This window comes from Pseudomonas sp. MIS38 (assembly GCF_019891575.1).
Classification (GTDB): Bacteria; Pseudomonadota; Gammaproteobacteria; order Pseudomonadales; family Pseudomonadaceae; genus Aquipseudomonas; species Aquipseudomonas putida_A.
Window position 1 is genome coordinate 1 of sequence record NZ_JAFLXF010000029.1, and the last position, 21,655, is coordinate 21,655.

The 21,655-nt window shown below is 60.1% G+C and carries 19 protein-coding genes; 7 read left to right on the plus strand and 12 right to left on the minus strand.

The genetic code is table 11. The annotated features are described in order from the left end of the window. Positions 1-332: 332 nt before the first annotated feature. The 8 genes from J1G18_RS25305 to gcl all read right to left on the minus strand — a co-directional run bounded on the left by J1G18_RS25305 (position 333) and on the right by gcl (position 10,032). Positions 333-1,328, minus strand: a complete 996-nt coding sequence (locus tag J1G18_RS25305; protein WP_096796240.1) for a sulfate ABC transporter substrate-binding protein — start codon at positions 1,326-1,328, stop codon at positions 333-335. A 105-nt stretch (positions 1,329-1,433) separates the two neighbouring features. Next, positions 1,434-2,258: an ion transporter gene (locus tag J1G18_RS25310; RefSeq protein ID WP_095667160.1), complete on the minus strand. Its 825-nt coding sequence runs from the start codon at positions 2,256-2,258 to the stop codon at positions 1,434-1,436. A 21-nt stretch (positions 2,259-2,279) separates the two neighbouring features. Continuing rightward, positions 2,280-3,194 (minus strand): urea transporter, encoded by a 915-nt coding sequence (locus J1G18_RS25315; RefSeq protein ID WP_135295237.1) that lies wholly within the window; start codon positions 3,192-3,194, stop codon positions 2,280-2,282. A 199-nt stretch (positions 3,195-3,393) separates the two neighbouring features. After that, entirely contained in the window at positions 3,394-4,809 is a 1,416-nt protein-coding gene (gene pyk / locus J1G18_RS25320) for a pyruvate kinase (RefSeq protein ID WP_007961656.1), read from the minus strand. Then, entirely contained in the window at positions 4,806-6,080 is a 1,275-nt protein-coding gene (locus J1G18_RS25325) for a glycerate kinase (RefSeq protein WP_098967869.1), read from the minus strand. Before J1G18_RS25325 ends, pyk begins: the two co-directional genes overlap by 4 nt. A 161-nt stretch (positions 6,081-6,241) precedes the next feature. Next, positions 6,242-7,135, minus strand: coding sequence for a 2-hydroxy-3-oxopropionate reductase (locus tag J1G18_RS25330; protein WP_003222962.1), 894 nt, complete (start codon positions 7,133-7,135; stop codon positions 6,242-6,244). Between the two features lie 161 nt (positions 7,136-7,296). After that, positions 7,297-8,079 carry a hydroxypyruvate isomerase gene (gene hyi, locus J1G18_RS25335; protein ID WP_223009042.1) on the minus strand — a complete coding sequence of 261 codons (783 nt, stop codon included), beginning with the start codon at positions 8,077-8,079 and terminating at the stop codon, positions 7,297-7,299. A 177-nt stretch (positions 8,080-8,256) separates the two neighbouring features. Next, positions 8,257-10,032: a glyoxylate carboligase gene (gene gcl, locus J1G18_RS25340; protein ID WP_096796234.1), complete on the minus strand. Its 1,776-nt coding sequence runs from the start codon at positions 10,030-10,032 to the stop codon at positions 8,257-8,259. A gap of 268 nt (positions 10,033-10,300) precedes the next feature. Here gcl and J1G18_RS25345 point away from each other — a divergent pair, with 268 nt between their 5' ends. Together J1G18_RS25345 and J1G18_RS25350 are read left to right on the plus strand one after the other, a co-directional pair. Beyond that, complete coding sequence (locus J1G18_RS25345; protein ID WP_027613943.1) at positions 10,301-10,741, plus strand: GlcG/HbpS family heme-binding protein; 441 nt, start codon at positions 10,301-10,303, stop codon at positions 10,739-10,741. Positions 10,742-10,952: 211 nt separating this feature from the next. Then, positions 10,953-11,411: an REP-associated tyrosine transposase gene (locus J1G18_RS25350; protein WP_223009052.1), complete on the plus strand. Its 459-nt coding sequence runs from the start codon at positions 10,953-10,955 to the stop codon at positions 11,409-11,411. A 100-nt stretch (positions 11,412-11,511) separates the two neighbouring features. Here the strand turns inward: J1G18_RS25350 and J1G18_RS25355 are convergent, their stop codons facing one another. Then, on the minus strand, positions 11,512-12,120 hold the full coding sequence (locus tag J1G18_RS25355; RefSeq protein ID WP_034151540.1) for a TetR/AcrR family transcriptional regulator: 609 nt from the start codon (positions 12,118-12,120) through the stop codon (positions 11,512-11,514). A gap of 134 nt (positions 12,121-12,254) precedes the next feature. Here J1G18_RS25355 and J1G18_RS25360 point away from each other — a divergent pair, with 134 nt between their 5' ends. Next, positions 12,255-13,169, plus strand: a complete 915-nt coding sequence (locus tag J1G18_RS25360; RefSeq protein ID WP_098967870.1) for a DUF808 domain-containing protein — start codon at positions 12,255-12,257, stop codon at positions 13,167-13,169. Positions 13,170-13,345: 176 nt separating this feature from the next. On the opposite strand, the gene J1G18_RS25365 is transcribed toward J1G18_RS25360, so the two are convergent. After that, positions 13,346-14,134, minus strand: coding sequence for a VacJ family lipoprotein (locus J1G18_RS25365; RefSeq protein WP_007969640.1), 789 nt, complete (start codon positions 14,132-14,134; stop codon positions 13,346-13,348). Continuing rightward, complete coding sequence (locus J1G18_RS25370; protein ID WP_027613946.1) at positions 14,127-15,425, minus strand: serine/threonine protein kinase; 1,299 nt, start codon at positions 15,423-15,425, stop codon at positions 14,127-14,129. Before J1G18_RS25370 ends, J1G18_RS25365 begins: the two co-directional genes overlap by 8 nt. A 223-nt stretch (positions 15,426-15,648) precedes the next feature. Here J1G18_RS25370 and J1G18_RS25375 point away from each other — a divergent pair, with 223 nt between their 5' ends. After that, positions 15,649-16,017 (plus strand): hypothetical protein, encoded by a 369-nt coding sequence (locus J1G18_RS25375; protein ID WP_134785772.1) that lies wholly within the window; start codon positions 15,649-15,651, stop codon positions 16,015-16,017. A 115-nt stretch (positions 16,018-16,132) separates the two neighbouring features. Here the strand turns inward: J1G18_RS25375 and J1G18_RS25380 are convergent, their stop codons facing one another. Continuing rightward, positions 16,133-17,728, minus strand: a complete 1,596-nt coding sequence (locus J1G18_RS25380) for a beta (1-6) glucans synthase (RefSeq protein WP_223009055.1) — start codon at positions 17,726-17,728, stop codon at positions 16,133-16,135. Positions 17,729-18,016: 288 nt separating this feature from the next. On the opposite strand from J1G18_RS25380, the gene J1G18_RS25385 reads away from it, so the two are divergent. From J1G18_RS25385 to J1G18_RS25395, 3 genes are all read left to right on the plus strand, one after another. Then, positions 18,017-18,868: a glycine betaine ABC transporter substrate-binding protein gene (locus J1G18_RS25385; RefSeq protein ID WP_098967873.1), complete on the plus strand. Its 852-nt coding sequence runs from the start codon at positions 18,017-18,019 to the stop codon at positions 18,866-18,868. A gap of 311 nt (positions 18,869-19,179) precedes the next feature. After that, positions 19,180-19,491 carry a DUF485 domain-containing protein gene (locus tag J1G18_RS25390; protein WP_027613950.1) on the plus strand — a complete coding sequence of 104 codons (312 nt, stop codon included), beginning with the start codon at positions 19,180-19,182 and terminating at the stop codon, positions 19,489-19,491. After that, entirely contained in the window at positions 19,488-21,146 is a 1,659-nt protein-coding gene (locus J1G18_RS25395) for a cation acetate symporter (protein ID WP_098967874.1), read from the plus strand. Before J1G18_RS25390 ends, J1G18_RS25395 begins: the two co-directional genes overlap by 4 nt. Positions 21,147-21,655 lie beyond the last annotated feature (509 nt).

Consider the following 21,655-nt stretch of genomic DNA (forward strand, 5'->3'; position numbering starts at 1 on the left):
GAAGCAATTTGCCGACCTGAAACTTGGTTGCCGAATCCATAATCCATAAGGTCTTTCAGGTCGATGTAACTCGCCAGACACCTCGGTTGGCTCCCTCTCCCTCCGGGAGTGTATGTACCGGAGGGGGAGGGGACTGTTTGGGGGATGCTGAAGCAATTTGCCGACCTGAAACTTGGTTGCCGAATCCATAATCCATAAGGTCTTTCAGGTCGATGTAACTCGCCAGACACCTCGGTTGGCCCCCTCTCCCTCCGGGAGAGGGCTGGGGTGAGGGTAAAACTGCCATGAAAAAGGCGACCACCGAGGGTCGCCTTTTTCATGTCCGCCAAATCTTACTGGCTGTAGATCTGATCAAAGATTCCGCCATCATTGAAGTGGGTCTTCTGCACCGAACGCCAGTCGCCGAAGGTTTTCTCCACCGACAGGAAATCGACTTTCGGGAAACGGTCGGTGTACTTCGCCAGCACTGCCGGGTCCCGTGGACGCAGGTAGTTGGCGGCGGCGATTTCCTGACCTTCCGGCGACCACAGATATTTCAGGTATTCATCGGCGGCGGCGCGGGTGCCTTTTTTGTCGACCACTTTGTCGACCACCGACACCGGTGGTTCGGCCTCGGCGGAGACGCTTGGGTAGATCACCTCGAACTGATCGCGACCGAACTCGCGAGCGATCATCTCGGCTTCGTTCTCGAAGGTGACCAGCACGTCGCCGATCTGGTTGGTCATGAACGTGGTGGTCGCGGCGCGGCCACCGGTATCGAGCACTGGCGCTTGCTTGAACAGTTTGCCGACGAAGTCCTTGGCCTTGTTCTCGTCACCGCCATTTTTCAGCACGTAGCCCCAGGCCGAGAGGTAGGTGTAGCGGCCGTTGCCCGAAGTTTTCGGGTTCGGCACGATCACTTGCACGCCGTCCTTGAGCAGGTCCGGCCAGTCTTTCAGGGCTTTCGGGTTGCCTTTGCGGACGATGAACACGGTGGCCGAGGTGAACGGTGCGCTGTTGTTCGGCAGGCGGCTGACCCAGTTTTCCGGCACCAGTTTGCCGTTGTCGGCGAGGGCGTTGATGTCGGTCGCCATGTTCATGGTGATGACGTCAGCCGGCAGGCCGTCGATCACCGAACGCGCCTGCTTGCTCGAACCGCCGAAGGACATTTGCACGGTGATGTTTTCGTTGTGCTCGGCCTGCCAGTGTTTCTGGAACGCAGTGTTGTAATCCTTGTAGAAATCGCGCATCACGTCATACGAGACGTTGAGCAGGGTCGGTGCGGCTTGAGCCACGCTGCCAAAGGCAAGACCGGCGGCGAGAAGTGAGGCGCCAAAGAGTTTTTTCACTGCGCATTCCTTGTTGTGTCGGTGATAACGGTCGGGGGTGATACCGTTTTGCCAGCGACTATAGCCGGGCTGGCATAGTCATTTAAAGATTAAAAAGCTCTGTGCTTATTCCACTTTCTTAAACAGCTGACTGCCGCACCGCGAGCAAAACGCTGCGTTCTGTTCATGGCTGTTTTTCTTGCACACCGGGCAGTCATGTTGCAGCTGTTCGCCGCGCATGGCGTTGGCCAGTTCTGCAGTGAAAATCCCGGTGGGCACGGCGATGATCGAGTAACCGGTGATCATCACCAGCGAAGAAATTACCTGACCCAGCGGGGTCTTCGGCACGATGTCGCCGAAGCCGACGGTGGTCAACGTCACGATAGCCCAATAGATGCCTTTGGGGATGCTGGTGAAGCCATGTTCCGGGCCTTCGATCACGTACATCAGGGTGCCGAACACCGTCACCAGGGTGCAGACGCTGACCAGAAACACCACGATCTTCTGCTTGCTGCCGCGCAGCGCCGACATCAGATAGTTGGCTTGCTTGAGGTACGGGCTGAGCTTGAGCACGCGGAAGATCCGCAGCATCCGAATGATGCGGATGATCAGCAGGTACTGCGCATCGCTGTAATACAGCGCGAGGATCCCCGGCACGATCGCCAGCAGATCCACCAGTCCGTAGAAACTGAAGGCGTAGCGCAACGGTTTCGGTGAGCAATACAGGCGCAGGATGTATTCACCGAGAAAAATGACGGTGAAACCCCACTCGATGTAGGCCAGCACATCGGCGTAGTTCTGGTGAATGCTGTCGATGCTGTCGAGCATCACCACCACCAGGCTGGCAAGGATGATCAACAGCAAGGTGCCGTCGAAGCGCCGCCCGGCGAGGGTGTCGCTCTGGAAAATCATCACGTAAAGCCGTTCGCGCCAACTGTTGCTGCTGTCCATGGATAACGCCTGAATTGAAGATCAGCGCAGCCTAGGTTGATTGTCCCCCTGTGCGCAAGGCGTGGCGTCGACGGCCGCTTTACCGAGCATCTGGATCCCGGCGCGGATCAGCCAGCCGGCGAGGATGAACGGCGCGGTCAGCATCGCCAGACCGAGAGCGGCGAACAGCGGGGTGACCAGCAGCGCAAGGACGATGCCCAGCAGCGGCAGCCACGGTTGCTGGCGCTGCGCACTGAAGGCGAGGGCGGCGAGCACCGCGTTGTAACTGCCCAGTCCCAGCAATGCCGCGCCGGTTTCGTGGTGCAACAGACTGGACGCAAGGCCGATGGCTGACGCGAACAATGCCCAGCAAAAGGCGCGGCGATCAGCGATCAACAAGCCGATGCCGATCAATGCGCCGGCCAGCGGATGCTCGAGGAACATCACCTGACCCAATCCACGCAGTCCTGCGGCGAGCAGGTTCAGCGTGTTCATCTCGATGTGCGCCGTCGGCGCGGATGGCTCGGCGAACAGCAACAGGATCCAGCCGATGGCCACGAATGGCGAGGTGTAGGCCGGTATCGATCGACTGCGGTAAACGTGTTTGAGCCATTGCTGAGTGAGCATCGCACTGACGCCGCCAGCCGCCAGAATCAGCGGCGGCAGCAGCGGTGACCAGGGGAAATACAGACTCAGTAACAAGCCGAGCAGCACGCCGTTGTAGCTGAACAAACCGGCCTGACGATCAGCCTTGGCATAGTTACGTCGCTGTGCAGTGAGCAATCCAGCGACCGCCCCGAGCAGCGCGCCGGCAAACAGCACCGGCGCAGTGAGCAGGATCGCCAGCAGGCACAACAGGCCGCATAGCGGGTGGCGCTGAAGGAATATCTGACTGAAACCGTTGAGCAAAGCCTCGGCCCAGTCGGGGCAGTGGGTGTTGAAATGATTGGCAGGCATGTTGAAAAAATCTGGGCAGTTGGAAAATCAAAAGGTCTTGCTTACCTGTGGTGAGGGGATTTATCCCCGATGGGCTGCGAAGCGGCCCCCAATCGGGGAGTGCGGTTTTTCTGTGAAAACCGTCACTCTCTTGAAAGCGGTGACTGCTGCGCAGTCAATCGGGGATGAATCCCCTCACCACAGGGTTCAGTCGCAATCGTCAGATCAATGTTTCGATCCGCAGTGAGTTAGTCGATCCCGGCTGCCCGAACGGCACCCCGGCAGTGATCAGCAACGTATCGCCACGCTCGGCCATGCCTTGCGCCTGAGCGATTTCCAGCGCGGTCGAACACACTTCATCGACCTGACGCAGGCGATCGTTGACCACCGAATGAATACCCCACGCCACACTCAAACGTCGTGCCGTCTGCAGGTTCGGCGTCAGGTTGAGGATCGGCGCTTTCGGCCGTTCCCGCGCCGCACGTAATGTCGAGGCGCCCGATTCGCTGTAGTTGACCAGCACCGCCACCGGCAGCACGTTGCTGATGCGGCGGATCGCGCAGCTGATCGCATCGGACACCGTCGCCTCGGCTTTCGGTCGGCTGACGTCGAGTTGAGTCTGATAGTCCGGACCGTTCTCAACCTGACGAATGATCTTGCTCATCATCTGCACCGCTTCCAGCGGGTATTCGCCGGACGCGGTTTCGGCCGAGAGCATCACTGCATCCGCGCCTTCAGCCACAGCGTTGGCCACGTCAGTGACTTCAGCACGGGTCGGTGCCGGGGAGAAGCGCATCGATTCGAGCATCTGCGTCGCCACCACCACCGGTTTGCCGAGTTCGCGGCAGGTGCTGATGATGTTCTTCTGGATCTGCGGCACGCTTTCCGCCGGCACTTCGACACCGAGGTCACCGCGCGCCACCATGATCGCGTCGCTCAGTTCGGCGATTTCGCGCAGTTGTTCAACTGCTGACGGCTTCTCGATTTTCGCCATCAGGAACGCCTTGTCGCCGATCAGTTCGCGGGCCTCGAGAATGTCTTGCGGACGTTGCACGAACGACAGCGCCACCCAGTCCACACCCAGCTCCAGACCGAAGCTCAGATCGCGGCGATCCTTGGCGGTCAGCGGGCTCAAATCGAGCACCGCCTGCGGCACGTTCACGCCTTTGCGGTCCGACAGTTCGCCACCGTTGAGCACGGTGGTGTCGATCGCGTCGGAGTATTTGCTGACCACGCGCAGGCGCAGTTTGCCGTCATCCAGCAGCAGATCCATGCCGGCTTCCAGCGCGGCAATGATCTCCGGATGCGGCAGATTCACCCGGCGTTCATCGCCCGGCGTAGCGTCCAGATCGAGGCGAAACGCCTGACCGCGATGCAACTGCACCTTGCCGTCGGCGAACTTGCCGACGCGCAGTTTCGGCCCTTGCAGGTCCATCAGGATGCCCAGCGGGTAGTTGAGCTGGCGCTCGACTTCGCGGATCCACTGATAACGCTTGGCGTGGTCGGCGTGATCGCCGTGGCTGAAGTTCAAGCGGAAGATGTTGACCCCGGCCTCGACCAGTTCACGGATGTCTTCGATGCCATCGACGGCAGGCCCGAGGGTGGCGAGGATTTTGACCTTTTTATCAGGCGTCATGATTTGCAGTTCTCAAGGATCAGGATGGCGCGGAAGTCGTTGACGTTGGTGCGGGTCGGCTCGGTTACGATCAGCGCGTCGAGCGCCTCGAAGTAGCCGTAGCCGTTGTTGTTATCCAGCTCGTCGCTGGCGCTCAGGCCCAGAGCGGCGGCGCGGGCGTAGCTGTCCGGGGCCATGATCGCGCCGGCGTTGTCTTCCGAGCCGTCGATGCCGTCGGTGTCACCGGCCAGCGCATAAACGCCGGGCTGGCCCTTGAGGCTGTCGGTCAGGCTCAGGAGAAATTCGGCGTTGCGTCCGCCACGGCCATTGCCGCGCACGGTGACCGTGGTTTCGCCGCCGGAAAGAATCACGCACGGCGCCGCCAACGGCTGACCATGGTTGATGATCTGCCGAGCGATGCCGGCGTGGACTTTCGCCACCTCGCGGGACTCACCTTCCAGGTCGCCAAGGATCAGTGTGCTGAAACCGGCCTGACGACATTTCACCGCCGCGGCATCCAGCGATTGCTGCGGGCGGGCGATCAACTGGAAGTGGCTGCGAGCGAGGCTCGGATCACCGGGTTTGACCGTTTCCGATTCCGCGCTTTGCAGCCAGTTGCGCACCGTCGCCGGGACTTCAATGTTGTAGCGCTTGAGGATCGCCAGCGCTTCGGCCGAAGTGCTCGGGTCGGCCACGGTCGGGCCGGAGGCGATGACCGTGGCGAGGTCGCCCGGTACATCGGAAATTGCGTAGGTGTAGACGGTGGCAGGCCAGCAAGCCTTACCGAGGCGGCCGCCCTTGATCGCCGAGAGGTGCTTGCGCACGCAGTTCATCTCGCCGATGGTCGCGCCGGATTTGAGCAGGGCTTTGTTGATCGACTGCTTGTCAGCCAAGGTAATGCCTTCGGCCGGCAGCGCGAGCAGGGCAGAGCCGCCACCGGAGAGCAGGAAGATCACGCGGTCGTCTTCAGTCAGATTGCTGACCAGTTCCAGCACGCGTTTGGCCACGGCCAGACCGGCAGCGTCCGGTACCGGATGCGCGGCTTCGACCACTTCGATTTTTTCGCACGGAGCGCCGTGACCGTAACGGGTCACCACCAGACCGGATACTTCACCCTGCCAGCAGCGCTCGACCACCTGCGCCATGGCAGCTGCGGCTTTGCCGGCACCGATGACGATCACCCGACCCGTGCGATCGGCAGGCAGATGGGCTTCGAGGACTTGGTTCGGATGGGCCGCGTCGATGGCTGTGGCAAACAGCTCGCGCAGCAGTTGTTGCGGATCGACCGACATGGCGGGCTCCCGGAATTCTTGTTATTCGAAAGGGCGGTAGAGATCCCTGTGGGAGCGAGCTTGCTCGCGAAAGCGATGGATCAGTCAATATCCATGTCGACTGATACTCCCTCTTCGCGAGCAAGCTCGCTCCCACAGGTTCAAGCGGTGGGGCAGTGGTTTTATTTTTTGTCGCGAATCGAGAAGTTGGCCATGTGTTCCAGACCCTTGATCAGCGCCGAGTGGTCCCAGTTGCTGCCACCGATGGCCGCGCAGGTGCTGAACACTTGCTGGGCGTTGGCGGTGTTCGGCAGGTTGATGTTCAGCTCCTTGGCGCCTTGCAGGGCCAGGTTCAGGTCTTTCTGGTGCAGGCTGATGCGGAAGCCCGGATCGAAGGTGCCTTTGATCATGCGCTCGCCGTGCACTTCGAGGATCTTCGACGAAGCGAAACCGCCCATCAGCGCTTCACGCACCTTGGCTGGATCAGCGCCGTTTTTCGAGGCGAACAGCAGCGCTTCAGCCACGGCCTGGATGTTCAGCGCGACGATGATCTGGTTCGCCACTTTGGCGGTCTGACCGTCGCCGTTGCCACCGACCAGAGTGATGTTCTTGCCCATGGCCTGGAACAGCGGCAGTGCGCGTTCGAAGGCATCGGCGTCGCCACCGACCATGATGCTCAGGGTCGCAGCCTTGGCGCCGACTTCACCACCGGATACCGGGGCGTCGAGGTATTGCGCGCCTTTCTCGTTGATCTTCTTGGCGAAGGCCTTGGTGGCGGTCGGCGAGATCGAGCTCATGTCGATCACCACTTTGCCTTTGCCGATGCCGGCAGCAACGCCGTCGGCGCGGAACAGCACGTCGTCGACCTGCGGGGTATCCGGCACCATGACGATGATGAATTCGGCTTCCTGCGCCACTTCGCGCGGGTTGGCCAGGGCGACGGCGCCAGCGGCGACCAGATCGGCCGGAGCGGCGTCGTGGTGCGCCGACAGGAACAGGCTGTGACCGGCTTTCTGCAGGTTCGAAGCCATTGGGTGGCCCATGATGCCGGTGCCGATAAATCCGATTTTAGCCATGAGAAAATCCTCTTGTTTTTGTCTTGCTCAAGCGAAATAGGGGGTGTTGCCTTGGGTGGGAGCGGGCTTGCTCGCGAATGCGGTGGAACATTCAATATCCGTGTTGACTGAACCACCGCATTCGCGAGCAAGCCCGCTCCCACAAGGGTTTTGCAGTGCTCTTAAATTGCGTTGTGGCTCTTGAGCCAGCCGAGACCGGCCTCGGTGGTGGTCAGCGGCTTGTATTCGCAGCCAACCCAACCCTGATAACCAATGCGATCCAGGTGTTCGAACAGGAAGCGGTAGTTGATCTCACCGGTGCCCGGCTCGTTGCGCCCCGGGTTGTCCGCGAGCTGCACGTGGTTGATCTCGGCCAGGTGCGATTGCAGGGTGCGAGCCAGATCGCCTTCCATGATTTGCATGTGATAGATGTCGTATTGCAGGAACAGATTGGCACTGCCGACCTGCTCGCGAATCGACAGGGCTTGCGCCGTGTTGTTCAGGTAGAAGCCCGGGATGTCGCGGGTGTTGATCGCTTCCATCACCAGTTTGATACCCGCCGCCTGCAGCTTGTCGGCCGCGTACTTGAGGTTGGCGACGAAGGTCTTCTCGACGGTTGCGTCATCAATGCCTTGCGGACGGATACCGGCCAGGCAGTTGACCTGGGTGTTGCCCAGCACTTGCGCGTAGGCAATCGCCAGATCGACCCCGGCGCGGAACTCTTCAACGCGATCCGGCAGACACGCGATACCGCGCTCGCCCTTGGCCCAGTCACCGGCCGGCAGGTTGAACAGCACTTGGGTCAGACCGTTGGCATCGAGCTTTGCCTTGATTTCGGCGGAGCTGAAGTCGTACGGGAACAGGTATTCCACGCCACTGAAACCGGCCTTGGCGGCGGCGTCGAAACGGGCAAGGAAATCCTGTTCGGTGAACAGCATGGACAGGTTGGCAGCGAAACGCGGCATGGTGGTCTCCTAAAACGGTTTTGACGCGGGTGGTCAGACTAAACCCAATCAGTCCCCTCTCCAGGGGGAGAGGGTTAGGGTGAGGGGGGAATCAGGGTTGGCCCCAAATTCCCCGAACGACACAAAATCGCTCCCTCACCCCAGCCCTCTCCCGGAGGGAGAGGGAGCCAGTTACGTTCAGTCGAGCAACGAAATCGCCGTTGGCGCGTCGTTGCCGACCAGTGCCAGGTCTTCGAATTCGTTGACGGCGTTGATCTCGGTCCCCATGGAGATGTTGGTCACACGCTCCAGGATGATCTCGACAATCACCGGTACCTTGAACTCTTCGATCATCTGTTCGGCCTTGCGCAGGGCAGGGGCGATTTCCGATGGTTCGAACACCCGCAGGGCTTTACAGCCGAGGCCTTCGGCGACTGCGATGTGGTCGACACCGTAACCGTTGAGTTCCGGCGCGTTCAGGTTATCGAAGGACAGCTGCACGCAGTAGTCCATTTCGAACCCGCGCTGGGCCTGACGGATCAGCCCCAGGTACGAGTTGTTCACCACGACGTGGATGTAAGGCAGTTTGAACTGAGCGCCGACCGCCAGCTCCTCGATCATGAACTGGAAGTCATAGTCCCCCGACAGGGCCACGACTTTCCGGCTCGGATCGGCCTTGACCACGCCCAGCGCTGCCGGAATGGTCCAGCCCAACGGGCCGGCCTGACCGCAGTTGATCCAGTGACGCGGCTTGTAGACGTGCAGGAACTGCGCGCCGGCAATCTGCGACAGACCAATGGTGCTGACGTAGCAGGTGTCCTTGCCGAACACCTGGTTCATTTCTTCGTAAACGCGTTGCGGCTTGACCGGCACGTTGTCGAAGTGAGTCTTGCGGTGCAGGCTGGCCTTGCGCTGCTGGCAATCCTGCAGCCAGGCGCTACGGTTTTTCAGCTTGCCGGCGGCTTGCCATTCACGGGCGACTTCGATGAACACGGTCAGCGCGGCAGCGGCGTCGGAGACGATGCCCAGATCCGGAGTGAACACGCGGCCGATCTGCGTGCCTTCGATGTCAACGTGAATGAACTTGCGGCCTTCGGTGTAGACGTCGACCGAACCGGTGTGACGGTTGGCCCAGCGGTTACCGATGCCCAGCACCACATCGGATTTGAGCAGCGTGGCGTTGCCGTAACGGTGCGACGTCTGCAGACCGACCATGCCGACCATCAGCGGGTGATCATCGGGAATGGTGCCCCAGCCCATCAGGGTCGGGATCACCGGAATGCCGGTCAGCTCGGCGAACTCCACCAGCAGATCGCTGGCGTCGGCGTTGATGATGCCGCCACCGGCCACCAGCAATGGACGCTCGGCCTGATCCAGCAGCGCCAGAGCCTTTTCGACCTGAACGCGGGTCGCGGTTGGCTTGGCCAGCGGCAGCGGCTGGTAGGCATCGATGTCGAATTCGATTTCAGCCATCTGCACGTCGAACGGCAGGTCGATCAGCACCGGGCCTGGACGACCGGAGCGCATTTCGTAGAAGGCTTTCTGGAACGCGTAAGGCACCTGGCCCGGCTCCAGAACCGTGGTCGCCCACTTGGTGACAGGCTTGACGATGCTGGTGATGTCGACCGCCTGGAAGTCTTCCTTGTGCATACGGGCGCGGGGTGCCTGGCCGGTAATGCAGAGGATCGGAATCGAGTCGGCCGAGGCGCTGTAGAGCCCGGTGACCATGTCGGTACCGGCAGGGCCGGAAGTACCGATGCACACGCCGATATTGCCGGCCTTGGTGCGGGTGTAACCCTCGGCCATGTGTGACGCGCCTTCGACGTGGCGAGCGAGGACGTGATCGATGCCACCGACTTTCTGCAGGGCGGAGTACAGCGGGTTGATCGCAGCACCCGGAATGCCAAAAGCGGTATCAACCCCTTCACGGCGCATCACCAGAACGGCGGCTTCGATTGCTCTCATTTTGCTCATGGTTTTGTGCCTCTTTACGTTTTGTAATTGTATACAAGTGGCTTTGCGCAGAGTGTATTCACGGCGGACGGCGCAGGTCAATCCATTTTCTCAAGCGTCTGTTTCATTCGTCGGAAGCCGGTTTTGCTGTGGCTTTTCGTCGCATGTGGCGCCTTTCGAGAATTATTGTATACAAAAAAATAATTCATTGTGTTCTATTTGTGGCATCGGGCTGCGGCACTTAAGCGCAGCCCCACGACTTTCCCAATAACAAAATGAGGACGGCACCATGAGCGCTTTAACCTTGAAAGTCGCAGTCAACCTGGTCAACGAAGCCATCAGCACCGGGCGCGGGATCAACGCCGCGCCGCTGACCATCGCGGTACTCGATACCGGCGGCCACCTGATCACCCTGCAACGCGAAGACGGCGCCAGCCTGCTGCGCCCGAACATCGCCATCGGCAAAGCCTGGGGCGCCATCGCCCTGGGCAAGGGCTCACGCCTGCTGGCGCTGGACGCCCAACAACGCCCGGCCTTCATCGCCGCACTCAACAGCATGGGCCAGGGCAGCGTCGTCCCGGCCCCGGGCGGGGTGTTGATCCGTGATCAGGCGGGGAATGTGCTGGGGGCGATTGGGATTAGCGGCGATCTGTCGGATATTGATGAGCAGGTGGCGATCAAAGCGGTAGAGGCGCTGGATTTGAGGGCGGATGCGGGGGTGGCTGCTTGAATCTGCGTTGATTGATTAACCGCTATCGCGAGCAGGCTCACTCCTACAAGGGATCCTGGTTGGACACAAAATGTCTGAACACCACAAACCCCTGTAGGAGTGAGCCTGCTCGCGATAGCTCTCTCCCAGAAACATCCAGCCAAGAGTCTGTCCCATCAACTTGAGCACGCAGAACTAGTCTTCTCATGAGCTGATCATGGGAGGCAAAGGAATGCCTGATCTACCCGCTGCACACCGATTGCGAGCCGGTCGCTATGCCGAGCCCAATCGAATCTACCTACTGACGACCAACACTCTTGATCGCAAACCGATCTTTGCCGATTTTGCTTTGGGCCGATTGGTGGTTCATCAATTTCGGCGTGCACAAGATCTCGGCTTGGCGAACTCACTGGCGTGGGTGGTAATGCCAGATCATTTTCATTGGTTAATCGAATTGCAGAGCGGGTCTTTGAGCGAACTGATGCAAAAGACCAAGTCGCTAAGTACCAAAGCGGTGAATCAGGCTACCGGTAGAAATAATGGCCTCTGGCAAAGAGGGTTTCATGACCGGGCACTGCGGCGGGAGGAGGATTTAGTGAAGATGGCAAGGTATGTCGTCGCCAACCCATTGCGGGCTGGACTGGTGGAGAGGCTTGGAGACTATCCGCTGTGGGATGCGATTTGGGTTTGAGCCGAAACCGTGTCGCCTCGATCGCGAGCAGGCTCACTCCTACATTTGGAATGCATTCCCCTGTAGGAGTGAGCCTGCTCGCGATGGCGTCAGCGCGGTCTTACTGATCCGGCTCACACCCTTTCAACACCAACCGGATAATCGTTTGCGCCGCCGCTTCATAATCCGCCTCGTCCAGCTTGTCCTTGCCGGTTACAGCAGAGATCTGCCAGTCGAAGTCGGCGTAGGTCTGGGTCGCGGCCCAGATGCTGAACATCAGGTGATTGGGGTCGATCGGGGCGATCTGGCCGCGGTCGATCCAGCTCTGGATGCAGTCGATGTTGTGCTTGGCCTGGCTGTTGAGCTGCTCCACCAGGTCGGCGCTCAAGTGCGGGGCGCCGTGCATGATTTCGCTGGCGAACACCTTGGAGGCGAAGGGCAGGTCGCGGGAGATGCGGATCTTCGAGCGGATGTAGCCGCTGAGCACTTCGCTCGGTACGCCGTCCGGGTTGAACGGGGTCGAAGCCTGCAGGATCGGCACGATGATGCTTTCCAGGACCTCGCGGTAGAGGTTTTCCTTGGATTTGAAGTAGTAGTAAACGTTGGGCTTGGGCAATCCTGCCTTGGCGGCGATGTCGCTGGTTTTGGTCGCAGCGAAGCCCTTGTCGGCAAATTCCTCACTGGCGGCACGCAGGATCAGTTCTTTGTTGCGCTCGCGGATTGTGCTCATAAACCCGGTGGTTCCTTGCCTGTTCTGGCGGTTGCGCATGGTAGCACCGGCCTCGCGCATGGCTCAAGAATGCCCCGTGTGGCCCGCAGTCGCGGTATGCTGCGCGGCATTATTCACATAAGGAAACAAGATTCATGGCAGGAAGCAGTTTGCTGGTGCTGATCGACGATATTGCCACCGTTCTGGATGATGTGGCGTTGATGAGCAAAATGGCCGCGAAGAAGACCGCCGGCGTACTCGGCGATGACTTGGCGCTCAATGCCCAGCAAGTCTCCGGCGTGCGCGCCGAGCGGGAAATTCCGGTGGTCTGGGCGGTCGCCAAGGGCTCGTTTCTCAACAAGCTGATCCTGGTGCCCTCGGCCCTGGCGATCAGTGCGTTCGTGCCGTGGCTGGTGACGCCGCTGTTGATGGTCGGCGGCGCGTACCTGTGTTTCGAAGGTTTCGAGAAGCTCGCGCACAAGTTCCTGCACAGCAAGGCCGAAGATGATGCCGACCACGCGCAATTGAGCGCGGCGGTGGCCGAGCCGACCACCGATCTGGTGGCTTACGAGAAGGACAAGATCAAAGGCGCGATCCGCACTGACTTCATCCTCTCGGCGGAAATCATCGCCATCACACTTGGCACCGTGGCCGACGCTTCGCTGACCCAGCAAGTGATCGTCATGTCGGGCATCGCCATCGTCATGACCGTGGGGGTTTATGGCCTGGTGGCCGGCATCGTCAAACTCGACGATCTAGGCCTGTGGCTGACCCAGAAATCGGGTGCGGCAGCAAAAAACATCGGCAATGCAATCCTGCGCGCCGCCCCGTACATGATGAAAGGCCTGTCGGTGATCGGCACAGCGGCGATGTTCCTCGTCGGTGGCGGCATCCTTACCCACGGCGTTCCTGTGCTGCATCACTGGATTGAAAGTGTCGGTGTGGCGGCCGGTAGCGCCGGGTTTGCAGTCCCTGTGCTGCTCAATGGCGTGGCGGGGATCATCGCGGGCGCGGCAGTGCTGGCGGTGGTTTCGGTGGTCGGCAAGATCTGGCGCGCGATCAAAGGATAAACACATCACTCCTGTGGGAGCGGGCTTGCTCGCGAATGCGGTGTGTCAGTCGAAGAATATGCTGGCTGATTCACCGCATTCGCGAGCAAGCCCGCTCCCACAGTTTGATCCAGGTTGTGCCATGAAAAAGGGCCATTCGACTCGCATCGAATGGCCCTTTTTTGTTGTCGCTGAGGTTACTCGGCAATCTGCAACTTGCGCGACTCGGTGTAGACGTAACGCACTTTCTCGTACTCGAACGGCGAGTTCATCTGGCCGTAGCGGAAGTTGGTCTGGTAGCGCTTGTCGACCGCGCGCAGGGCCCAGATTTCCGGGTGGTTGGAGCTGACTTCCGACACATTCAGGTAGTTGATTGCCGATTCGGCGGTGTAGTCCACGGCCAGGCCGGCGGTGTCGCGAATGTTCGACGGGCCGAGGATCGGCAACACGAAGTAGGCACCGCCCGGTACGCCGTAGAAGCCCAGGGTCTGACCGAAGTCTTCGCTCTGGCGCGGCAGGCCCATGGCGGTGGCCGGATCCCACAGACCGGCAATGCCGATAGTGGTGTTGAGCAACAGGCGCGCGGTGGTTTCCATCGAGCGCTTGCCCTTGAACTGCAGCAGGCTGTTGACCAGGTTCGGCACGTCGCCAAGGTTGTTGAAGAAGTTGCTCACCCCGGTGCGCAGGAAGCTTGGCGTCACGTAGCGATAGCCGTCGACCACCGGCAGGAACACCCATTGGTCGAAGCGGTAGTTGAAGTGGTAGACGCGGCGGTTCCACGACTCCAGCGGGTCATAGACGTTGAGTGCGTTGAGCGTCGAGCGCTCGAACTCACGCTGGTCCAGCCCCGGGTTGAACTTGAGTTTGGACAGCGGCTCCTTGAAGCCATCGCTGTCGACCACCACCGGCGCGTTGGCTTTGCTGTTGTCGGCCTGGGCCACGCCTGCACTGAGGAGCGCTGCAATCAGCAGGAGATATTTAGCCACGGAAAAACTCCAGCATGGCGTCGCTGTTGACGCGGTAGTTAAGGTTGCCGCAATGGCCGCCCAGTGGGTAAACGGTCAGGCGATCGCCAAAGGTCTTGCGCAGGAAACCGAGGTCGCCCGGGCCGAGGATCACGTCATCAGCATTGTGCATGACGGCGATTTTCGGGCTGTCGTGCAGGTAATCCTTGAGTGCGTACAGGCTGACCTGATCGATCAGTTGCAGCAGGCTGCCGCCGTCAGTGCGCGCGCGCCACATCGGAATCACTTGTTCGGTCAGGTAGCAGTCGAAGTCGCATTGCAGCGCACGCTTGAGGAACGGCGTGAGGCTGGTGCCTTCGGTGATCGGGAATTTCGGCGGGGTGATCAGGCCACGACGGTTGATCAGGTCGGAGGTGAAGGCAATGTCTGCCGCCGAGAAACGGAACGAAGTGCCGATCAGCATCGCCATCTGTTCGTTGGTCAGGTGCTGCTTCGACTGCTGGAAGTCGTAGAGCAGGGCGTCATTGAGGTCGATGTAGCCTTTCTGCTGGAAGTAGCGGGTCAGCTTGTTCAGCACCAGTTCATAGAAGGTGGTGCTGTTGTTGATGCCCTTCACCTCGGTCTGTACCAGCTTGTCGAGGTTGCTGATCGAGGTGTAGAGGTTGACCGGCGGGTTGAGCAGCAGGACTTTCTTGAAGTTGAAGCTGCGTCGGGTCTCGTCCAGATGCGCGACGAACGCGGCATCCAGTGCGCCGAGGCTGTAGCCGCTGAGGTAGTACTCGGTGACCGGCAGTTTCGGATGCTGCGCGCGCACGGCCTGCATCACCCGGTACATGTCTTCGGCGTCTTCCTTGGTGATGCCCGGGGTGGCGAAGCGTGAAGCGGCGCTGATGAAGTCGAAGCTGGTGGGCGACGACAACTGCACGACGTGGTAGCCGGCCTTGTAGTAGAGCTTCTTCAGGTATTCGTTGAGCGTGCTGTCATAGCGCGCACCGGTGCCGGCGATCAGGAAGATCAGCGGCGCCGGTTTGTCCTGCTCGGCGATGCGGTAGGTGAGTTTTTTCACCGCCCAGAAATTGTCCGGGAGGATGAAGGCGCGTTCCGGGCGCAGGGTGATGCTGTGGTCGGACTGATTGATCTCGTCGTTCGACGGCAACTCCGGGCGCAGGTCCGGTGGCGTGGTGGCGATGGTCGCCTCGAACGGGTTGGTCAGGGGATAGCCATAACTGGCGGCATCGATATCCACCGCCAGTGCGGACGCACTCAGAATAAGGCCGCTGAACAGCGCGGCGAAGCGCAAGGAACGGAGCATGACTGGATCCCTTAAAGGAAGGTGCCGAATGAAGTTCGCAGGCTATGACCACCGGGCTCGCGCCAAAGTGCCATGCCTCGGCACCAAACAGGCAGAATTCGGAGTAATAGTAGCTGGACGATACACTTTGCAAGGCGCGGATGACCAGTTAACAGTTGTTAGTGCTTGCCAATGCGTGCGGGCAGATTAAGCTGGCCGCCGATTTCGTTGATTGGAGAGATTCATGTCCCGCCGCTTGCCCGTGATTCTGTTGCTCGTGCTGTTGCCGCTGTGGCTGGCCGCCAGTTATGGCGCGCGTTATGGCTTCATGGAGGACGGACAGTGGGTTGGCATCTGCGTCGATGAAGCGAGCCGTTGGGAATGCTCGGTGCGTTCGAACCTGGGGCTGATGATCCACTTCAAGGTGTTGGGCTGGACCGCGCTGGGTGCGGCGCTGCTGGGTTTTGTGTTGCCCGGGCGGGCAGGGTGGTGGCTGGCGGTGCTGGCGCTGGTGTTCGGGTTGCCGGCGCTGGCGTTGTACAACACGACGCTGGCGGTGTTTGCGCTGGTGATTGCCGGGTTGCGGTTGGTCCGGGAATCCCGTAGCGCCTAAGAGTCAGCCTTCGCGAGCAAGCCCGCTCCCACATTCGATTGCATTCCAACTGGAGGAACCCGATTAAATGTGGGAGCGGGCTTGCTCGCGAAGGGGCCAGACTGGCCTCTGGAGATCAGCGATTGCGAACCCGCAGGCAGCGCCACAACGCCGCCACCATCAACCCGCTGACCAGCGCCCAGCCCCACGCCTGCTGATTCAACAATCCTTCTTCATACAGCTGCGGCGCAATGCCGGCGCCGATGATAAAGGTCAGCAGGGCGATTTCCCGGCGTGGCACGCTGACCGGACGGCACACGAAAACCAGCGCCGGCAGGATGAACGCCATGCTGGCGAAACTGCGATAACGCGCGTCGAACACCATCTCCAGCATCATCACCGCCGCCGCAAAACCGGCCACGGCAACCAGCCATCCAGCACGCCGTTCCAGCAGATGGAACGCCCGTTCACGCCAACCCTGGCGGTTGCTCAAGGTCAGCGCGGCATGCGCCAGCACCAACAGATTCAACGCTGTCAGCAAGCCGACCCACAGCCATTCGCTGGCAAACCGCGTGGTCACTCGCGCCAGATCGCCCCAGGCGCCGATCGAGCAGGCTGCAACTGCCGCAAGCAGGGGCAGAACCAACGCCGATTGCGTGGTGCGAACCCGGCCGCCGAGTAGCAGCGTGCCGAGGAAAATCAGCCCGCCGATGCCCAGCCATTCCTTCCAGTACGGCACGTTGGTCACCGGTCCGGCGAGCACACCCTTGTCCTGGCGATCGGCATCAAACAGGCCCCAGTAACCGCCGACCGCACCTTCGCTGCCACGTTTCCATGGCTGGTCGAACGCCTCGATCAGGTTGTAATGCCAGCCTTCCTTCTCGGCCATCGCGACAAAACCGCGAATGAACTTGGCCTCGTTGACCCGGCTCGGCAGGGCGGTCTCTCGCTGGCGACCTTCGCTGGGCCAGCCGGTTTCGCCGATCATCACGTCCTTGGGCGCGAATTTGTTGCCGAACACCTGACGCACATCCGCCACATGTTGCAGAGCGACGTCAATGTTCGACGGATCATCTTCCCAATACGGCAGCAAGTGAATGGTCAGGAAATCCACCGCCGGCGCGACTTCCGGGTGCTTGAGCCAGAACTCCCAGACATCGGCATAGGTGACCGGTTGCTTGACCTGGCTTTTGACCTTGTTGATCAGCTTCGCCAGTTGCGCGCCGGTGACTTCCTTGCGCAGCAACGCTTCGTTGCCGACGATCACCGCGCTGACCACATCCGGGTTGGCGTTGGCCGAAGCAATCAGCAGGTCGACTTCTTTCTCGGTGTCCGCCGGGTTGCTGTTGACCCAGGCGCCGATCATCAACTTCAGACCGTGCTTGCGCGCCAGTTGCGGCAGGGCTTCGAGGCCGGTCATCGAATAAGTGCGGATACATTCGAAACGCGTCGCCAGCAGGGCGAGGTCGGCGTCCATGCGCTCCGGGCGCAGCTTGAACGGCACGTCGAACGGCGACTGGTCCTTGTCGAATGGCGTGTAGGAGGCGCATTGCAACTTGTGCGTCGGGGTCGCGGCGTCCGGCAGGATCACCGGTTTGCCGAGGCCGTACCAGAAGCCGCCAAGGGCAAACAGGCCGAGCAGGCAGGCGAAGAGATAAGGAACAAACGGGAAGCGGGAAGTCGCGGACATGGTCAGGCCGAGTGGCTGCAAAGCGACGCATGTTACCTGCATTTATCCGCGGGTTGGTGGCCTGCATGATTTGCACATGCAAAGTTCGGGCGGATTGTCTGGCGCCAATTATTCAGAGGCGATTAATGGCCTTCTGATGTCGTTTCTCGGTGTATTGAGGTCGCTGACAGAGCAGGTCGCTACGGGCGTCAGGCCGATGATCGAAAGCGTCAGTACTCCACTGGCATTCGAGCGAGTTTGCGGTCAGGCGTGATGGGGGCGCTGTGCACCATAACAATACGTTGACGATGCCCGGCATCCGTCGGGCGCAGCATTTCGGGGAAGTAAACGATGAAGATGCGACGACTTTTAGGCGCAGGTGCCGCTCTGGTACTTGCGATGAGTTCCACATTCGCCAGCGCTGAAAAACAGACCCTGAACATCGGTTACGTTGACGGCTGGTCCGACAGCGTCGCGACCACTCACGTAGCGGCCGAGGTGATCAAGCAGAAACTCGGCTACGACGTGAAGCTGCAAGCCGTCGCCACCGGGATCATGTGGCAGGGCGTGGCCACCGGCAAACTCGACGCGATGCTCTCGGCATGGCTGCCGGTGACCCACGGCGAGTACTGGACGAAGAACAAGGATCTGGTCGTCGATTACGGCCCGAACTTCAAGGACGCGAAAATCGGCCTGATCGTGCCGGAGTACGTCAAGGCGAAATCGATCGAAGACCTCAAGACCGATGACACCTTCAAGAACCGCATCGTCGGCATCGACGCCGGCTCGGGCGTGATGCTCAAAACCGATCAGGCGATCAAGGATTACGGCCTGGACAAATATACGCTCAAGGCCAGTTCCGGCGCCGGCATGATTGCCGAGCTGACCCGTGCGGAGAAGAAGAACGAATCGATTGCCGTCACCGGTTGGGTGCCGCACTGGATGTTCGCCAAGTGGAAACTGCGCTTCCTCGACGACCCGAAAGGCGTGTATGGCGCGGCTGAAACCGTGAACAGCATCGGCAGCAAAGAACTCGCGACCAAGGCTCCGGAAGTCGCCAAGTTCCTGAAAAACTTCCAGTGGGCGTCGAAAGACGAGATCGGCGAAGTCATGCTGGCCATCCAGGACGGCGCCAAGCCTGAGGCGGCGGCCAAGGATTGGGTCGCCAAACACCCGGATCGCGTGGCTGACTGGACCAAATAAAAGTACCAACAACGCCTGACCCCTGTGGGAGCGAGCTTGCTCGCGAAAGCGGTGTAACAGTTGACAGAAATGTTGGCTGACACGACGCCTTCGCGAGCAAGCTCGCTCCCACATTTGTTTCCAGCGACAAGTCCCGTCTTGCAGGGTTTACGGCTGTCTCAAAGCCTCTTTCCAATTCTTTCGGCTAATTACCGTCCGAAAATTGGCGAAAACGTCATGTCGTTCTAATACTAAGGTCGTCTGGAACCCGTTCCGCAGCCGCATACAGTGGATACGTTCCAACAATAATCTGTGCTGCGAGGATAAAAACAATGAACGACAGCATTTACCTCTCGATTCAAAACAGCCCGCGCTTCAAGGAGCTGGTGCGAAAAAGAGAAAAATTCGCCTGGATACTCTCGGCGATCATGCTCGGGCTGTACTCCGGATTCATCCTGCTGATCGCATACGGGCCGCAAGTGCTCGGGGCGAAACTCAGTCCCGGGTCGTCGATTACCTGGGGTATTCCGATTGGTGTCGGTCTGATTGTCTCGGCCTTCATCCTGACCGCGATCTACGTACGGCGCGCCAACGGCGAGTTTGACGACCTGAACAATGCGATTCTCAAGGAGGCTCAGCAATGATCCGGCGTCTACTGGCTCTTTTGAGCATCGCAGCGTTCGCGCCAGCCGTCTGGGCCGCTGACGCCTTGACCGGCGAAGTCCACAAACAACCGCTCAACGTTTCCGCCATCGCCATGTTCGTGGTGTTCGTCGGTGCGACCCTGTGCATCACCTACTGGGCCTCGAAGCGCAACAAGTCGGCCGCCGACTACTATGCAGCGGGCGGCAAGATCACCGGGTTCCAGAACGGTCTGGCGATTGCCGGTGACTACATGTCGGCGGCGTCCTTCCTGGGGATTTCCGCGCTGGTGTTCACCTCCGGCTACGACGGCCTGATCTACTCGATCGGCTTCCTGGTGGGCTGGCCGATCATTCTGTTCCTGATCGCCGAGCGCCTGCGTAACCTGGGTAAATACACCTTTGCCGACGTGGCGTCCTACCGCCTCGGGCAAACCCAGATCCGCACCCTGTCTGCCTGCGGTTCGCTGGTAGTGGTGGCGTTCTACCTGATCGCGCAAATGGTGGGTGCCGGCAAGCTGATCCAGCTGCTGTTCGGTCTCGACTACTACGTGGCGGTGATTCTGGTCGGTATCCTGATGTGCATGTACGTGCTGTTCGGCGGCATGCTGGCGACCACCTGGGTGCAGATCATCAAGGCGGTGCTGTTGCTGTCCGGTGCCTCGTTCATGGCGCTGATGGTGATGAAGCACGTCAACTTCGACTTCAACATGCTGTTCTCCGAGGCGATCAAGGTTCACCCGAAAGGTGAAGCGATCATGAGCCCGGGCGGTTTGGTGAAAGATCCGGTTTCGGCGTTCTCCCTGGGTCTGGCATTGATGTTCGGTACTGCCGGCCTGCCGCACATCCTGATGCGTTTCTTCACCGTGAGTGATGCGAAAGAAGCGCGCAAGAGTGTGCTGTACGCCACCGGCTTCATTGGTTACTTCTACATTCTGACCTTCATCATCGGCTTCGGCGCGATCCTGCTGGTCAGCACCAACCCGGCTTTCAAGGATGCGGCGGGCGCTCTGCTCGGCGGCAACAACATGGCGGCGGTGCACCTGGCTGACGCGGTGGGTGGCAGCATCTTCCTCGGCTTCATCTCGGCGGTGGCGTTCGCGACCATTCTGGCGGTGGTGGCCGGTCTGACTCTGGCCGGTGCTTCGGCGGTGTCGCACGACCTGTATGCCAGCGTGATCAAGAAGGGCAAGGCCAACGACAAGGATGAGATTCGCGTGTCGAAGATCACCACCATCGCCCTGGGCGTGCTGGCGATCGGTCTGGGTATCCTGTTCGAGAGCCAGAACATCGCGTTCATGGTCGGCCTGGCGTTCTCCATCGCGGCGAGCTGCAACTTCCCGGTGCTGTTGCTTTCGATGTACTGGAAGAAGCTGACCACCCGCGGTGCGATGGTCGGTGGCTGGCTGGGGCTGGTGAGTGCGGTGGGGCTGATGATCCTTGGTCCGACCATCTGGGTGCAGATTCTGCATCACGAGAAGGCGATCTTCCCTTACGAGTACCCGGCGCTGTTCTCGATGGTGATCGCGTTCATCGGGATCTGGTTCTTCTCGATTACCGACAAGTCCGCAGCAGCCGAGAACGAGCGGGCGCTGTTCTTCCCGCAGTTTGTGCGTTCGCAGACTGGCCTTGGGGCGAGCGGGGCGGTTTCGCACTAAGTTCTGGTTACGTGGTTTGAGTGAAATGCCCTGGTTGAGAGATCGGGGCATTTTTTTTGTGGGCGGTTATCGGGCTGGAATTGTGTGCATATCCGTTGCTGCGGTCACGGCCTCCTATGGTTCCGCCCTTACGGCGGGTCACTTTTGGCAAACGCCCCAAAAGTAACCAAAAGGTCTGTGCCCTGACGTTCGGCCCTCGCTTAGGCTCGGGTTCCTTCGCTCCGGGATTCATCCGGGGGGCAGCGCCTACGGTTTGCTTCGCTGCACCTCCTCTCGCTGTGTTTGGCTGCGCCAAACGGTCGCTGCGCTCCCACCCCCGGATCAATCCCTCCACTCAGCCTGCCGACGGGCCCTCAGATCAAAAGCGGTACTCGAGCTAACGCTCATTGTGTTGAGTGGTGGAAAAGCATGCGGTCGGCTTGTGTTCTGTGTTGGATCTACCCCTCACCCCAGCCCTCTCCCAAGGGAGAGGGAGCCGATTTTTGAGCCTTTCAGAACCTGAGTTCGAC

Coding starts and splice junctions, on each gene's coding strand:
- J1G18_RS25310 (WP_095667160.1), bottom strand. CDS start 2,258: ATGGACAGCAGCAACAGTTGGCGCGAACGGCTTTACGTGATGATTTTC.
- J1G18_RS25315 (WP_135295237.1), bottom strand. CDS start 3,194: ATGCCTGCCAATCATTTCAACACCCACTGCCCCGACTGGGCCGAGGCT.
- pyk (WP_007961656.1), bottom strand. CDS start 4,809: ATGACGCCTGATAAAAAGGTCAAAATCCTCGCCACCCTCGGGCCTGCC.
- J1G18_RS25325 (WP_098967869.1), bottom strand. CDS start 6,080: ATGTCGGTCGATCCGCAACAACTGCTGCGCGAGCTGTTTGCCACAGCC.
- J1G18_RS25330 (WP_003222962.1), bottom strand. CDS start 7,135: ATGGCTAAAATCGGATTTATCGGCACCGGCATCATGGGCCACCCAATG.
- hyi (WP_223009042.1), bottom strand. CDS start 8,079: ATGCCGCGTTTCGCTGCCAACCTGTCCATGCTGTTCACCGAACAGGAT.
- gcl (WP_096796234.1), bottom strand. CDS start 10,032: ATGAGCAAAATGAGAGCAATCGAAGCCGCCGTTCTGGTGATGCGCCGT.
- J1G18_RS25345 (WP_027613943.1), top strand. CDS start 10,301: ATGAGCGCTTTAACCTTGAAAGTCGCAGTCAACCTGGTCAACGAAGCC.
- J1G18_RS25350 (WP_223009052.1), top strand. CDS start 10,953: ATGCCTGATCTACCCGCTGCACACCGATTGCGAGCCGGTCGCTATGCC.
- J1G18_RS25355 (WP_034151540.1), bottom strand. CDS start 12,120: ATGAGCACAATCCGCGAGCGCAACAAAGAACTGATCCTGCGTGCCGCC.
- J1G18_RS25360 (WP_098967870.1), top strand. CDS start 12,255: ATGGCAGGAAGCAGTTTGCTGGTGCTGATCGACGATATTGCCACCGTT.
- J1G18_RS25370 (WP_027613946.1), bottom strand. CDS start 15,425: ATGCTCCGTTCCTTGCGCTTCGCCGCGCTGTTCAGCGGCCTTATTCTG.
- J1G18_RS25375 (WP_134785772.1), top strand. CDS start 15,649: ATGTCCCGCCGCTTGCCCGTGATTCTGTTGCTCGTGCTGTTGCCGCTG.
- J1G18_RS25380 (WP_223009055.1), bottom strand. CDS start 17,728: ATGCAGGTAACATGCGTCGCTTTGCAGCCACTCGGCCTGACCATGTCC.
- J1G18_RS25385 (WP_098967873.1), top strand. CDS start 18,017: ATGAAGATGCGACGACTTTTAGGCGCAGGTGCCGCTCTGGTACTTGCG.
- J1G18_RS25390 (WP_027613950.1), top strand. CDS start 19,180: ATGAACGACAGCATTTACCTCTCGATTCAAAACAGCCCGCGCTTCAAG.
- J1G18_RS25395 (WP_098967874.1), top strand. CDS start 19,488: ATGATCCGGCGTCTACTGGCTCTTTTGAGCATCGCAGCGTTCGCGCCA.